This is a genomic window from Kribbella voronezhensis (assembly GCF_004365175.1).
Lineage (GTDB): Bacteria > Actinomycetota > Actinomycetes > Propionibacteriales > Kribbellaceae > Kribbella > Kribbella voronezhensis.
On record NZ_SOCE01000001.1, the window covers coordinates 4792398 to 4807437 of the forward strand.

Here is a 15040-nt window from a genome sequence, read left to right on the forward strand (position 1 = left end):
GCCAACCCATTGGGGGGTTGTTCCATGCGCATTCCCAGTAGTCTCCGTACGGCCGCGGTGGCCGCGGCCGTCTCACTCGCGGGCTCCAGCCTGGTGTTCACCGGATCGGGGGCGTCGGACTCCTCCGACGGTCACCGCTCCGAGTGGGTCGGGAGTTGGGCGGCCGGTGTCTCGCACGGCGAGGCGACCGGCTTCACCGCCACCGGCCTCAACAACCAGAGCGCCCGCTACGTGGTCCGGCCGTCCGTGGGGGGCGACAAGGTCCGGATCCGGTTCTCCAACATCTACGGCGACCGGCCGATCCAGATCGGTGCCGCCACCGTGGCCAAGGCGGACACCAGTACGCCGGTCGCCTCCGACATCGACACCGCGTCGCTGCGGACGCTGACCTTCAACGGCTCGCCGACCGCGGTGATGAACAAGGGCGCCGAACTGCTCAGCGACCCGGTCAACCTGCGGGTGCCCGACCTGAGCACGCTGGTGATCAGCGTCTTCTACCCGACCGCGACCGGCCCGACGACCTGGCACGCCTCGTCGACGCAGCAGAACTTCTTCGGTCCCGGCGACCTGACCAGCGCGGCCGACGGTACGCCGTACATCACGACGCGGGCCTGCTGCTGGACGTTCCTGTCCGGCGTCGACGTGCAGACCGACCACTCCGACGGCGCCATCGTCGTGCTGGGTGACTCGATCGCGGACGGCCTGCTCAGCACGCTGAACGGCAACAACCGCTGGCCCGACCAGCTCGCCGAACGGCTGGCGGCCGACCACCGCCACGACACCCCGGGCGTGCTGAACGTCGGCATGGCCGGCAACCGGCTGCTGCACGACAGCCCGGACCCGATCCTCGGCGCCCCGAACGGCATCGAGCAGCTCGGCGTCAACGCCCTGGCCAGGCTGAACGAGGACGTCTTCGCCCAGACCCAGCCCAAGGTCGTCATCACCCACCTCGGCGTCAACGACATCTGGATGGACGACGCTCCGGCCGACCAGATCATCGCGGCGCTCAAGCAGATCAACAGCCAGTTGCACGAGCGCGGCATCCGCAGCCTCGGCGCCACCATCACGCCGTACGGCGGTTTCACCACCCCCGGTGGCTGGACCCCGGAGCGCGAGCAGACCCGGCAGACGGTCAACGCCTGGATCCGCAGCACGCACGAAACGGACGGGTTCATCGACTTCGACAAGGCCGTTCGCGACCCTGCCGACCCGACCAGGACCCTGGCCGCGTACGACGGTGGTGACCACATCCACATGAGCGATGCCGGCTACCAGGCGATGGCCGACGCGATCCCGTTGCAGCTGGTGCGGTGAGGGATGACCACCGCCGCACAGGTGCTCAAGGGGCTGTTCAGCGCAGCCGGTCTGGACGACCCGTACCAGTACTACGCCGAACTGCACCAGCTCGGACCCGTCTGCCTGCTCGACGACGGCGGCCCCTATGCGGCGGTGGTCACCGGTTACGAAGCCGCCGACCAACTGCTTCGTGATCAGCGCTTCCGCGTCACCGACGACGCGTTCACCGACGAACGCAGTGGGTCGGGATGGCGTGAGCATCCGCTGCTGGCGGTGCTCAACAACTCGATGATGTACAGCAACGACAGCCGCCATACGCAGGCCCGGCGGTTGTTCCACCAGGTGTTCACCCCGCGCCGGGTGGTCGACCTCGAGCCGGCCGTCAGCCAGTTGGTCGACGGCCTGCTGGACGCGATGGCGGAGCGGCTCGCCACCGACGGGAAGGCGGACTTCATGACGGAGTTCGCCTACCTGTTGCCGAGCAGCGTGGTGGCTGCGCTGCTCGGCATCCCGCAGAGCGACCTGGCCTTCTTCCGGCCGCGGGTCGAGCGGATCAACGATTTTCTCGACGTCACCGGCAAGACCGACGAGGTGCTGGCCGCCGCCGACCAGGCGACGGTCGAGCTGTCGGAGTACTACCGGTCCCTGTTGGCTGAAAGGCGAGCCGCTCCGGAGGGCGACCTGATCAGTCAGCTGGTCGCGGCGATCGACGCCGGCGAGCACCAGGTGTCCGACGACGATCTGATCAGCAACCTGCTGGTCTTGTTCAACGCCAGCTTCGTCACCACCATCCACCTGATCGGCAACGGGATGCGGCTGCTGCTCGACCGGCCGGAGGTGCGGAAGGCCGAGGTCCCGGCGTTCGTCGAGGAAGTCCTGCGGTACGAGGCGCCGGTGCAGTTCGTCGCGCGGTTCTCGAACGAGGAGACGACCTTGGCCGGCACGGTGATCCCCGCCAAGCAGTTGGTGCTGGTCATGCTCGGCGCGGCGAACCGGGATCCCTCCCGCTACAAGGATCCGGACATCTTCGACCCGGCGCGGACCGACGTGAAGCCGCTCAGCTTCGGTGCGGGACCGCACTACTGCCTGGGTGCCGCGCTCGCGCGCGCCGAGGGGCGAATCGCCTTCCCGCGTCTGCTGGAACGGTTCCCGTCCTTGCGACCGGCCGGACCACCGGTTCGCAATCCACAACAGTTCCTCCGTGGCTACAAGTCGATGCCGGTGGCGCCATGACGATCATTGGGACAGCCGATGAGATCCTTGCCGAGTTGCAGACCGACGCCGGTCGTCGGGCGCCGTACCCCTTGTACGAAAGGCTGCATGCGCTCGGGCCCGTCAACCTGACACCCGCCAGCCCGGCGTACGCGGCAGTGGCCAACGGGTATGCGGCCGTGGACCAGATCCTGCGCGATCCCCGGTTCGTCAAAGGTGGTCCACCACCCGCACCGGACGCGGATCCGATCACGACGGCGCTGAGCAACTCGATGATGTTCCGGACCGAGCCGGACCACGGCCGGATGCGGCGTGCCTTCCATGCGGCGTTCACGCCAAGACGGGTGGCGGCGCTGGAACCCGAGATCACAGCGCTCACCGATGACCTGCTGGATCGCCTTGCAGGCCTGGGTTCTGACGGTCCGGTCGACTTCATCGCCGAGTTCGGCTACCTGTTGCCGGCCGGCGTGATGAGTGCGCTGCTCGGCATCCCGGCGCCCGATCTGGACTGGTTCCGGACCCGGGTGCAGCGGGTCGAGGACTACCTCGACTTCGGCGGCCGTACTCCGGAGAAGGTTGCCGCTGCCAACAATGCCGCCACCGAGATGTCGGAGTACTACGCGTCGCTGATCGCCGCCCGCCGCTCGAAACCCGGCGACGACCTGATCAGCGCGCTGGTGCAGGTGATCGACGCCGGTGACGGCGACCTCACCGACGAGGAGCTGATCGGGAACCTGCTGGTGCTCTTCAACGCCAGCTTCGTCACCACCATCAACCTGCTCGGCAACGCGATCCCGCCGCTGCTCGAACGGCCTGAGCTGGTGAAGGCGCTCGCGAGCGATCCCGCGGTGGCGGAAGCTTGCGTGGAGGAGGTACTGCGCTGGGACGGTACCGCGCAGCTGGTCGTGCGGACAGCGTCGGAAGACCTCGAGGTAGCAGGGGTCACCATTCCTGAGGGCGGTCTGGTGCTCGTCATCCTCGGCGCCGCCAACCGTGATCCCGCACGATTCCCGAATCCCGAGGTGTTCGACGTCGAGCGACCGGACAAACGGCACATCACCTTCGGCGCCGGGCCGTACTTCTGCATCGGCGCGGTCCTCGCCCGGGCGGAAGGTCGGCTGGCGCTGCCGCGGCTGTTCCAGCGGTTCCCCGACCTGGCGCTCGCGAGCCCACCGGTGCAGAGTGCCGGACTCGCCCTCCGCGGCTTCGCCACCATGCCCGTTGTCCTGGGCAACTGAGACTTCTGGAGAACTCTGATGCCGTTGGATCCGCAGGTCGAGGCGATGCGTTCGCAGCGTGAGACCGAGAAAGTTCCGCAGCTCTACACCCAGACGCTGGCCGAGGCGCGGGCGGCAGACCTGGCCTCGATCCAGGCGGCCGGTGGCTCACTGGAGCAGGTCCACCACGTCGAGGACTTGGTGATGGAGGAGTCCGGCCTGCCGTTGCGGATCTACCGGCCCGAAGGGACCGACCCGCTGCCGACGCTGGTGTACTTCTTCGGCGGCGGCTGGACGCTGGGCAGCATCGACACCGCCGACGGCATCTGCCGGCAACTCGCCAACGCCGTACCGTGCCAGGTGATCACCGTCGGCTACCGGCTGGCGCCGGAGAACCCGTTCCCGACGGCTGTCAACGACTGCCACCAGGCGGTCCAGTGGATCGCCGCCCACGCTGCTGAACTCCAAGTCGATCCTGCCCGCATTGCTGTCGGTGGAGACAGTGCCGGCGGCAACCTTGCCGCCGCAACCACCTTACTGGCAAGGGATTCCGGCCCAGCACTAGCCGCTCAGCTGCTGGTCTACCCGAATACCCTGTACGGCTCCGACACCGCCTCGATGCGCGCCGGTGACGACCCGTTCCTCTTCAACCGGACGTCCGTCGACTGGTACTGGGGCCACTACCTCAAGGACCCGGCGGACGGCCGTAACCCCCTCGCCTCCCCGCTACTGGCCGAGTCGCACGCGGATCTCCCGCCTGCCCTGGTGATCACCGCGGAGTACGACCCGCTCCGGGACGAAGGCGAGTTCTACGCCGAGAAGCTGTACGCCGCGGGTGTGCCGACCCAGCTCAGCCGGTACGACGGGATGGTGCACGGGTTCTTCGCGATGTCCGGCGTCCTCGACGGTGGCCGGAAGGCGATCGCGGAGGCCGCCGAGTTCCTGCAGCGGACCTTCGCCGATGGCTAGTTCACTGGATGACTACGAGCAGCTGGCGTCGCTGCTGCTACCGGCCGGCGTCCGCGATTTCGTTGCCGGAGGCAGCGGTTCCGAGACGACACTCCGCCGGAACCGGTCGGCGCTCGACGCGGTGACGGTGACTCCGCGGGTCCTGACTGGAGTCTCCTCGCCCGACCCGTCGACGCGGCTCCTCGGTACGCCGGCCGCGATGCCGGTCGCCGTCGCTCCGATGGCGTACCAGCAATTGGTGCATCCGGACGGCGAGCTCGCCCTCGCCCGAGCGGCCGCGCACGCTGGAATCCCCTATGTCATCAGCACTTTGAGCAGCCGGCCGCTGGAGAAGATCGCGGCCGAGGCGACCACCTGGTTCCAGTTGTACTGGCTTCGGGACCGTTCGATGGTCGAGTCGCTGATCGATCGGGCCGAGCAGGCGGGGTGTGCGGCGCTGATGGTGACGGTCGACGTGCCGGTGATGGGGCGACGGCTGCGCGACGTACGGAACTCTTTTCAGCTCCCTGCCGAAGTCGTCGCCGCCAACCTCGTCGGGGCGCGGACCGAGGCTCATGTGGGGGTTGCCGGGGCCTCGGCGGTGGCAACCCACACGGCTTCGGCGTTCGAGCCTTCGCTGTCCTGGAATGATCTGGAGTGGATCCGGCGCCGCTGCCGGCTTCCCCTGGTGGTGAAGGGGATTCTCGACCCTCGGGACGCCAGGTGCGCCGCTGAGGCAGGTGCCGAGGCCGTCGTGGTGTCGAATCATGGCGGTCGCCAACTGGACGGCGCGCCGGCCTCGATCGATGCGCTGGCCGCTGTGGTCGAAGTGGCCAATTGTGAGGTGCTGCTGGACAGTGGCGTCCGTAGCGGCACCGACGTACTGCGTGCGCTCGCGCTCGGAGCGTCCGGCGTACTGATCGGGCGACCGTTGCTCTGGGCAATGGCTGTTGACGCTGCCGCCGAAGCGCTCGGGTTGCTCACCGCCGAGCTGACGCAGGCGATGATGCTCGCGGGGTGTGCGACCGTGGCCGATGTCGCCGAGTTGACGACCGGGAGGGCCTGATGGCTGATCTGCAAGTGCTGGACCTGCACGCCTCGCTCACCGATCGCGCGCTGAACTCGATGAACTTCCTCAACGAGATCTCCCACCACTACCCGGACGCGATCTCGCTGGCGGCCGGGCGGCCCTCGGAGGAGTTCTACGCGATCGAGGACCTGCATTCGTACCTGGACATCTTCAGCCGGCACCTGTGCGACGACCTCGGGTACGACGAGGAGGCGGTCCGGCGCACCCTGTTCCAGTACGGGCGGACCAAGGGCATCGTGCATCACCTGGTCGCCCGCAACCTCGCCCTCGACGAGGGGATCGAGGTCGATCCCGAAGCCTTGGTGATCACGGTCGGCTGCCAGGAGGCGATGGTCCTGGTACTGCGGGCGCTCCGGGCCGACCCGAAGGATGTCCTGCTGGTCGTCTCGCCCGCCTACGTGGGCATCACGGGTGCCGCTCGACTGGTCGATCTCCCGGTGCTGTCAGTTGCCGGAGGCAACGATGGTGTCGACCTGGAGGACCTGGTCGCCGTCGTCAAGGCCGCCCGGGCCGAAGGGCTCCGGCCGCGAGCCTGTTACGTCATGCCCGACTTCGCCAACCCGTCCGGGCTGAGCCTCGACCTGGAGAGCCGACGGCGGTTGCTGACGGTCGCGGCGGAGCAGGAGCTTCTGCTGCTCGAGGACAACCCGTACGGGCTCTTCCCAGCCGCGGGTGTGGATCGCGTGCCGACGTTGAAGTCGCTCGACACCGAACGCCGGGTGATCTATCTCGGCTCCTTCGCCAAGACTGCCTTGCCCGGTGCTCGCGTCGGCTATGTGGTCGCGGATCAGACCGTGGCCGCGCCGGACGGCTCGGTCGGCCTGCTTGCCGACGAGTTGTCGAAGATCAAGAGCATGGTCACGGTCAACACCTCGGCCGTCGCCCAGGCGGTGATCGGCGGGAAGTTGCTGGCGAACGACTGCAGCCTGGTCGCCGCGAACCAGCGCGAGCGGGCGATCTACGCGGACAACCTGCGCGCGGTGACCGACGGTCTGGCCGCCCGCTTCCCCGGTGGCGAGGTGACCTGGACCGTTCCGTCCGGCGGCTTCTTCGTCGTCGTCACGGTCCCGTTCGCGGTGGACGACGCGTTGCTCGAGAAGTCGGCCCACGAGTACGGCGTGCTGTGGACGCCGATGAGCCACTTCTACGACGGCGACGGCCCGATCACCGCACTGAGGCTCTCCTGCAGTTCGGTCACTCCGGACCAGATCGATGCCGCACTGAACCGCCTGGCCGCGCTCATCACTGATCAGCTCTGAATTGGTCCTCTCGCCGGGTTGAGAACTGGATCTGTAGGGGAGACCGGTTCGCTTCTACCGTGAAGGTATGACTGAGATCGCGTGTGAGGCACCCCTGCTCCCCGTTGTGGCGCGGCGGGAGCGCCTCGTCACCCGGCAGTTCGCGCTCCTGCTGCTGATGGTGCTCGGCTCCGGGTTGAGCATGTACCTGCTCACCTCGGTCGTGCCGCTCTACCTCGCGGCGAACGGCGCCGGCGGTGTCGGGGCCGGCCTGTCGACCGGCGCGATGATGCTCTCAGCGGTCGCGGTGGAACTGCTGGTACCGCGGATGCTGGGCCGCTTCGGCTACCGCGGCACCCTCGGCCTCGGCTTGGTCCTTCTCGGTGCGCCCTCGCTGGTACTGCTGCTGACCGCCTCGCTTCCGGCCGTCCTGGCCGTCTGCGTGGTGCGCGGTGGCGGCCTGGCGATCATGGTCGTCGGCGCTGTCGCCTTGGTCGCCGACCTCATCCCGGCCCACCGCCGAGGCGAAGGACTGGGCCTGTACGGCGTAGTGGTCGGCGTACCGGCAATCGTTGGCCTGCCGCTCGGGGTCTATCTGACCAACGTGATCGGATTCGGAGCGCTGTTCGTCGTCGCGGCGGTCGCGTCGCTGGGTGGCCTGGCGTTCTTGGCCGGACTGCCAACCCGTAGTACAGAGTCTGAGCCGCAGCACGTGAAGGTGTTGGGTGGGCTGCGGGGGAGCGGCCTGCTGATGCCGACACTCGTGTTCGCCGCGGTGACCGTGGCGGCGGGGATCAGCGTGACCTTCGTACCGCTCGCGGTCTCCGCCGATCGGCACGCGCTGGTGGCTGTCGCGCTGCTCGTCCAGGCGATCGCGGCTCCGGCTGCTCGCTGGGTCGCCGGCCGGTACGGCGACCGGGTCGGGCCGGCCAGACCACTGGTCGCCGCTTTGCTACTGGCCGCCTTCGGTGCGGGCGCGCTGGTGTTCATCGGCAGCGGCGTCGCCGTGGTGGTCGGCGCCGCTGCCTTCGGCCTCGGCTTCGGCGCCGCCCAGAACCTGACCCTCGCGATGATGTACGACCGAGTCGACCGAACCCACTTCGGCCAGGTCAGCGCCCTCTGGAACCTCGCCTACGACGGCGGCTGGGGCCTGGGCGCCATCCTCTTCGGCGCGGTAGTAGCCGGCACGGGCTACCCACTGGCCTTCGGCTTGACCGCAGCAGTAGTAGCCGTCGCAATCGTCCCCGCCTTAAAAGCAGCCCGCACCGCCGCCTAACTCAAAACCTGAGACCACCAGCACCGTCGCGAGTTCGGCAGTTGCCGACGTAGGAGGTGCGTGGGATACGGCGTACGGGGGTCAGAGTTTGCGGAGGCGGACCCAGCGGACGGCGTGGTCGGCGCCTTTGCGGAGGACGAGGGTGGCGCGGGAGCGGGTGGGGAGGATGTTCTCGCGCAGGTTCGGGCCGTTGATGCCGTCCCAGAGTGACTCGGCTTTGGCGATCGCCTCTTCGCGACTCAGTTCGCCGTAGCGGACGAAGTACGACTCCGGGTTGCGGAAGGCGGTCTCCCAGAGTTTGAGGAAGCGGTGCACGTACCAGGAGCGGATGTCGTCGGCCGCCGCGTCGACGTACACCGAGAAGTCGAAGAAGTCGCTGACCGCGAGCCCGCTCTTGCCGTCGGCGTGCCGGGGCGCCGGCTGCAGGACGTTGAGACCTTCGAGCAGCAGGATGTCGGGCTGCTCGACCGTGGTCCGTACGCCGGGCATCCGGTCGTAGTGCAGGTGGGAGTAGACCGGCGCCTCGACGCTGTCCATCCCGGACTTCACCTCGACCACGAAGCGCAGCAGCGCCTTCCGGTCGTACGACTCCGGGAATCCCTTGCGCAGCATCAGATTGCGCCGCTCGAGCTCCGCGTTCGGCCAGAGGAACCCGTCGGTGGTGACGAGCGCGACCCGCGGGTGCTCGGGCCAGCGCGCCAGCAACTCGCGCAGCAATCGCGCCGTGGTGGATTTGCCGACGGCAACCGAGCCGCCGATGCCGATCACGAACGGTGTCCGCATCGCGGCGGGCTTGCCGAGGAACGCTTCGGTGTCGGAGTGCAGCGCGCGGGCGTGCCGGACGTACAGCGACAGGATCCGCGACAGCGGCAGGTAGACCTCGCGGACCTCGTCGATGTCGATCTCGTCACCGAGACCGCGCAATCGCTCGATCTCCTCGGCCGTCAGCGGTGACTCGGTGGTCTCGGCCAGTTGCGCCCAGGCGGCGCGATCCAGCTCGGTGTACGGGGTCACCTCCCGCGGCGGCTGCAGCATGGGGCCCATTCTTCCCATACCCGGCCGGGCTACGCTGACCGGCATGTGCGGCTACGAGACTGCGGGTGTGTCAGTTGTCACACCTGGTCCCTCATGATCGTCGGCGTGGGCATCGATGTGGTCGACGTCGAGCGCTTCATGAAAACGCTGGAGCGCACCCCCGGACTGCGGACCAAGGTGTTCACCCCGGCGGAGGCGAGCAAGCCGCCGGCGTCGCTCGCCGCCCGGTTCGCGGCGAAGGAAGCGCTCGCCAAGGCGCTGGGAGCGCCGGCCGGGATGCACTGGCACGACGCCGAGGTCCGCACCGATGACACCGGTCGGCCGTGGCTGGAGATCACCGGCACGGTTGCCGAGCGCGCTTCGCAGCTGGGAGTTCAGAGCATGCACCTGTCGCTGAGCCATGACGCCGGCATCGCGTCGGCGGTCGTCGTCCTGGAGGGTTGAGATGCGGCACGCCCACACCGTCGAACAAGTCCGCGCCGCCGAGGCCGATCTGATGGCGCGCCTTCCCGAAGGCACGCTGATGCAGCGTGCCGCCAGCGGCCTAGCTGTTGCCATCAGCAACTACCTCGGTCACACGTACGGCGCCCGCGTGGTGCTCCTGGTCGGCTCCGGCGACAACGGCGGAGACGCCTTGTACGCCGGTGCGCAACTGGCCCGCCGAGGCGCCCAGGTCACCGCGATCCTCCTGTCCGACAAGGCCCACGACGCAGGCATCGCCGCCCTCACCGCCGCCGGCGGCCGAATCCACCCACTCGCCTCGTCCGCCAAAGGTGCGGCGATTGCCTCGGCTGACATCGTCGTTGACGGGATCGTGGGGATCGGCGGGCGGCCGGGGTTGAAGCCCGAGGCGCAAGCCGTCGTACAGGTTGCTGTTGACCACGACGTACCGATTGTTGCCGTGGACATGCCTTCCGGGGTGGATGTCGACAGCGGTGAGACGCCGGCCGAGCACGTCAAAGCCGCCTTCACGGTGACCTTCGGTACGCACAAGATCTGTCACTTCGTCGATCCGGCGGCCGCCGCCTGCGGTCCGGTCCACCTGATCGACATCGGCCTGGAGCTCCCGGCACCTGCTGTGTCGGCGATCCAGGACGCGGACATCCGCGAGCGCTACCCGGTCCCGCACGGCGAGTCCGACAAGTACTCCCGTGGCGTACTCGGCCTGATGGCCGGCTCCTCGCAGTACCCGGGAGCAGCCGTCATCGCCACGTCGGGTGCGCTGGCTGGTCCGATCGGCATGCTCCGGTACCTCGGCCCCGACGAGGTCGCGACCGCGGTCCGCGCTGCCCATCCCGAGATCGTCGCGGGTGAAGGCCGGGTCCAGGCGTGGGCGATCGGCTCGGGGTTGGGCGACGAACTCGAGGTCGACAAGGTCCGCGAGCTGCTGAACGCGGAGGAGCCGGTCCTGCTGGATGCCGACGGATTGAAGGCGCTCGACGATTCGGGCGACCACATCGGCGTACTGGCCACTCCGCATGCCGGTGAGCTGGCCCGGCTGCTCGGCGTCGAGCGCTCCACGGTCGAGGCCGAGCGGCTGAAGCACGCGAAGTTGGCGGCGGAGCGATTCGACGTGACTGTCCTGTTGAAGGGCGCGACAACCGTCATCGCGGCCCCCGACGGCCAAGTGCGCGTCAGCAGCAACGCCACCCCCTGGCTCGCCACCGCCGGCGCCGGCGACGTACTGGCCGGCCTCTGCGGATCACTCCTCGCGGCCGGCCTGACCCCGCTCGACGCCGCAAGCCTCGGCGCATACCTCCACGGTGCCGCCGCCCAGCTGGCCTCAGCCTCCGGCCCCCTCACCGCGATGCAGGTGGCCAAGAAGATTCCGGAGGCGACCAGGCTCTTGCTTGATCAGGACATTCCTGGGTAGGACGGACACGTAGTGCCTCCACCGCCCGAGGAGTCCGCACATGAAGCGTCTGCTGGTCCTGCTCGCCGCTCTGCTTCTCGCCGTCCCCCTGCAGGCTTCGGCGGCCGCGCCACCCAAGCCGTACGTCGCGGACCGCAACACCAAGATCGACGTGATGGGGGAGTGGGCACACCCCGACGACGACACGTCCATCATCGGACCGTGCGGCGTCTGGCATCAGCGGTACGGCGTGAAGTGCGGCGTGATCATGGTGACGCGCGGTGAGGGCGGCGGCAACGCGGTCGGTACCGAACTCGGTCCGGAGCTCGGCCTGCGACGGGAGAACGAGGACCGCGTCGCGCACTATCGGTCCGGCACCGTGGACATCTTCAACCTGGACCGGGTCGACTTCTTCTACAACCAGAGCGCCCCGCTGACGCAGTACTTCTGGGACTCCGAGGAGACGTTGCGCCGCGTCACCCGGGTGATCCGGACGACGCAACCGGAGATCTACATCGGCTTCACCCCGACCCTCGCGGCCGGACACGGCAATCACCAGCAGGCCGGTCGATTGATCTGGGAAGGCGTCCTGGCCGCCGCTGACCCGAGCCGCTTCCCCGAGCAACTCCGCGGTCCCGGCGCACTGAGCACCTGGCAGGTGAAGAAGGTCTTCTCCGGCGGTACGACGGCCGGCACGGGCGGCACCACCACAGCCGCGAACTGTACGACCGGCTTCACCCCGGCCGCCGGCAACCTGGACACCGTTGCCGGAGTGTGGACCGGCTACGACTCGCCGTACAAGTGGCCGACGGGCAACCTCCAGGGCCGGCCGGCCGGGACGGCGAAGAGTTGGCAGCAGGTGGCCGACGAAGGCCGCGCCGCCTATCCCACCCAGAGCCGGGTGATGTTCAAGGGGACCTCAGCTCCGGCCTGTCCGCGGTTCGGCATGACCCAGTCGTTCGTGCCGTTCCAGCCGAACACCCTGCCGGACGGTACGCCGAACCCGAAGGCCGGTCAGGACGACGCGATCCTGTTCGGCGCCACCAAGGCCGATCCCGGCGGGCTGCCGGCGGGGACCCTGGAGTACCTGACCTTCTCCCGCTTCTTCAACGTCGCGGGCACGCCCTTCCAGGTAACGGTCCAGCTCCGTGGAAAGCTTGCCCCAGGCGACGTTGCTCTCACGGTTCCACCCGGCTGGACCACCGACGGACCCAAGCACGTCTCCGGGAGCGGCCAGGTCACCTTCACCGTGACGCCGGCGGCCGACGCGCCCGTCAACCAGAACGCGAAGATCTCGGCGCTCTACACCTCCGGCGGCAGGACCGGCTACACCGACAACGTCGTACGGATCGTGTCGCCGGTGGAAGGCCGGTTCCAGCGCTGGGGGAACTGGCAGGAGTACGACGAGTGGCTCGCCGGAACCGCTCCGCAGGCGAACCGGCTCGGGCGATCGGCGGCGATCCAGTCGATGGCCGTCGGCAGCACGATCGCCGTACCGGTCGTGGTGCACAACTGGTCGGAGCAGCCGCAGAGCGGTGATGTATCGCTGGCGTTGCCGGCCGGCTTCACGGTCGACGCGAGCTCGAAGCCGTACGCGAACCTCGCCGCCGGAGCCGAGACCACGGTGACCTTCCAGCTCACCAATACCGACTCGGCCTTGCCCGTCACGCAGAACGTCTCCATACCGATCACCACGACGTACGGCGGTGGCTCGGGCAACGAAGTCCTCACACTGTCCGTGGTGCCGAAGACCGCCATCGCCAAGGCACCCACAGCACCGACTGTCGACGGCACTGCCGGCCCAGGTGAGTACGACGGGCCTACGCTCGACCTCGGCCGCATCTGGCAAGGCGCTGCCACCTGTAGCGGCACGGACGACTGTGGAGTCTCCAGCGCCGGTGAAGGCAGTACTGCCAAGGTCAGCTGGTCGGACGACGCCCTGTACTTCTTCATCCATGTCCGCGACGACTACCAGTCGTACGCCGTCACGCCGGCCGAATGTGTCGGCCACTGGCAGGCTGACTCGGTCGAGATCCTGCTGGACCCGCGGGGCAACTCTTCGCAGGTGCTCAAGGACACTGCGAACACCTTCAAGTTAGGCATCTTCCCGTTCACCAACGACCCGTCCGGCACCAACGGCAACGGTCCGAACGGTCCGTGCTGGTCCCGGGACGCCGACAACCACCAGGGCTACTCGACCGGACCACTGAGCATAGGCAACGCGCCCGGCGTCGAGGTGGCGTCCACTGCGACCTGGGTAGGCAGCAACGAGACCACGACGGCCCACGGCTACACAGGTGGCGGCTACGACCTAGAGGTGAAGATCCCGCTGGCGGACCTGCCGGCCGCCGTCGACCCGGCTCACCTGGGACTCAACATCACGCCGTACGACAACGACGACACCTCAGCAGCCGGTACGACGACACTGCGGCACATCGACATGAGCACCCGCCTCGGCTGGTCCGCTCTCGGCTCGGTGCAGTCGGATCCGTACCGCTGGGGGCAGGCAACCGTCGACGGCTACACGCCACCAGCAGACCGCCCGACCGTACCGAGCCCGCCCAACGTCTCCAACCCGAACCTGAACGGGGCCTTGTCCCCGCAGACGATCGCGCAGTCGGCACGCAACGGCGTACCGATCTCCGGCCGCGTCCCAAGCACCGACCTGAAGGTTCTGTACGCCGGGTTGGGGCGGGCGTCGGCGGACGTCTACACGTTGTCGCGCGGCTCGGGCACGGCGCGGTTGTTCCTCACCACGGGTCGGCTCGCCGCGATCCCGGTCTACACGACGAGCTGTACGGCCGATCCAGCACCGGACTACGGGTTCACGCCTTGCGCGGTCACCGATGGCGGCATCCCGGCCTGGTCGCCGGACATGAGCGGGCACCTGGTCGGCCAGGCAACAAAGCAGGTCAGCCCTGGCGTTCAGCACTTCTCGATTCCACTGACCTCAGCTCAGCGGGCCCGGTTGGCAGCAGGCGGCCACCTGCTCCTGTCGTACGAATCCAGCCAGAACAAGGTCCAGGCCTTCGACCTGAGGCTGAGCCGCTAGCGGCTGCCGATGAAGGAAAGACCGGTGCCGGGGGCGTTCGTGGGGCTGAGCTGGAGGTTCCCCGAGCTGATGTCGTAGACGACGTCGCCCTTGAGTGCGTCGAGGACCGTCTTCTCCAAGGTGGCGGCGTCGCCCGTGCAGGCTCGGCGGGTGGTGCCCAGTTCACCGAAGGTCAGCTTGTCGCCGGTGTGCGAGACGATGCCCTGGAAGTCGTTGCAGCCGGTCGATCCGGTGACCCGCTCGCCGCTGATCGTGAAGTGAACCTTGTCGGCATCCATCGAGTGCGACGCGGTCTCGCCACTGACCACGGTGTCGAGAGTCCACTTGGTGCCGTCGAGAGGAAGGTCCGGTACGGCGGTCGCGCGGTCGACCAGCGAGATCACGGTGGTCCCCGAGCTGAGTTTCAGCTTGTCGCCGGTCAGTTTCCAGGTCGGTCCGGAGGTCAGCAGCTTCGACAACCAGTCGTCCTGGGCGTGCCGCGGGGCGTCGCAGCCCATGTCGGTGATGGTGAGATCCTTCACGCCGAGCCTGCCGCCGCTGGTGGTGACCTTGTCGGCACCCATCGAATTGCAGCCGGCGTTGGCACTCAGCCGCCCGTCCGGCAGGAACTGCAACTGGATCCGGGTCTTCGGCGCGAGCTGCTTCGGTTTCCCGTTCTCCGTCACCGCGGTAGACAGATAGGACTTCCCCTGCAGGGTCGACCCGCCGGTGCCGGACTCGTCCCCACACCCACTCAGGGCGACGGCCAGTCCGGCCACGACGACAGCAGCAATCATCCGTATCCTCACAACCTACGGACGCCATCGAGCGGCCGGACGTTGCAG

At 68.3% G+C, this 15040-nt stretch carries 12 protein-coding genes; 10 read left to right on the top strand and 2 right to left on the bottom strand.

Annotation, left to right across the window (positions count from 1 at the left end):
• The first annotated feature begins 24 nt into the window (after nucleotides 1–24).
• From EV138_RS22470 to EV138_RS22500, 7 genes are all read left to right on the top strand, one after another.
• Nucleotides 25–1314 (top strand): SGNH/GDSL hydrolase family protein, encoded by a 1290-nt coding sequence (locus EV138_RS22470; protein ID WP_133980769.1) that lies wholly within the window; start codon nucleotides 25–27, stop codon nucleotides 1312–1314.
• A 3-nt stretch (nucleotides 1315–1317) separates the two neighbouring features.
• Complete coding sequence (locus EV138_RS22475) at nucleotides 1318–2529, top strand: cytochrome P450 (protein ID WP_133980770.1); 1212 nt, start codon at nucleotides 1318–1320, stop codon at nucleotides 2527–2529.
• Nucleotides 2526–3746, top strand: coding sequence for a cytochrome P450 (locus EV138_RS22480; RefSeq protein WP_133980771.1), 1221 nt, complete (start codon nucleotides 2526–2528; stop codon nucleotides 3744–3746). Before EV138_RS22475 ends, EV138_RS22480 begins: the two co-directional genes overlap by 4 nt.
• An 18-nt stretch (nucleotides 3747–3764) precedes the next feature.
• On the top strand, nucleotides 3765–4694 hold the full coding sequence (lipP1, locus tag EV138_RS22485; protein WP_133980772.1) for a LipP1 family hormone-sensitive lipase: 930 nt from the start codon (nucleotides 3765–3767) through the stop codon (nucleotides 4692–4694).
• Nucleotides 4687–5739 carry an alpha-hydroxy acid oxidase gene (locus tag EV138_RS22490; protein ID WP_133980773.1) on the top strand — a complete coding sequence of 351 codons (1053 nt, stop codon included), beginning with the start codon at nucleotides 4687–4689 and terminating at the stop codon, nucleotides 5737–5739. Before lipP1 ends, EV138_RS22490 begins: the two co-directional genes overlap by 8 nt.
• The gene (locus EV138_RS22495) at nucleotides 5739–7022 is read left to right on the top strand and encodes an aminotransferase-like domain-containing protein (RefSeq protein ID WP_133980774.1); all 1284 of its coding nucleotides are present in this window, start codon (nucleotides 5739–5741) and stop codon (nucleotides 7020–7022) included. The genes EV138_RS22490 and EV138_RS22495 overlap by 1 nt, the downstream gene beginning before the upstream one ends.
• Nucleotides 7023–7089: 67 nt before the next feature.
• On the top strand, nucleotides 7090–8277 hold the full coding sequence (locus EV138_RS22500; RefSeq protein ID WP_133980775.1) for an MFS transporter: 1188 nt from the start codon (nucleotides 7090–7092) through the stop codon (nucleotides 8275–8277).
• Between the two features lie 81 nt (nucleotides 8278–8358).
• Here EV138_RS22500 and coaA read toward each other — a convergent pair whose 3' ends face one another.
• Entirely contained in the window at nucleotides 8359–9312 is a 954-nt protein-coding gene (gene coaA / locus EV138_RS22505) for a type I pantothenate kinase (RefSeq protein WP_238158289.1), read from the bottom strand.
• 93 nt (nucleotides 9313–9405) lie between these two features.
• Here coaA and EV138_RS22510 point away from each other — a divergent pair, with 93 nt between their 5' ends.
• Genes EV138_RS22510 through EV138_RS22520 form a run of 3 tightly spaced genes read left to right on the top strand, consistent with a single transcriptional unit; the run spans nucleotide 9406 to nucleotide 14216 of the window.
• Complete coding sequence (locus tag EV138_RS22510; protein ID WP_133980777.1) at nucleotides 9406–9756, top strand: holo-ACP synthase; 351 nt, start codon at nucleotides 9406–9408, stop codon at nucleotides 9754–9756.
• 1 nt (nucleotide 9757) lies between these two features.
• On the top strand, nucleotides 9758–11185 hold the full coding sequence (locus EV138_RS22515; protein WP_133980778.1) for an NAD(P)H-hydrate dehydratase: 1428 nt from the start codon (nucleotides 9758–9760) through the stop codon (nucleotides 11183–11185).
• A gap of 40 nt (nucleotides 11186–11225) precedes the next feature.
• A complete protein-coding gene (locus EV138_RS22520) occupies nucleotides 11226–14216 on the top strand; it encodes a PIG-L family deacetylase (protein WP_133980779.1) in 2991 nt (996 codons plus the stop codon).
• Here the strand turns inward: EV138_RS22520 and EV138_RS22525 are convergent.
• Nucleotides 14213–14992, bottom strand: a complete 780-nt coding sequence (locus tag EV138_RS22525; protein WP_238158290.1) for an META domain-containing protein — start codon at nucleotides 14990–14992, stop codon at nucleotides 14213–14215. The two genes, EV138_RS22520 and EV138_RS22525, sit on opposite strands and share 4 nt — an antisense overlap.
• Nucleotides 14993–15040: the final 48 nt, after the last annotated feature.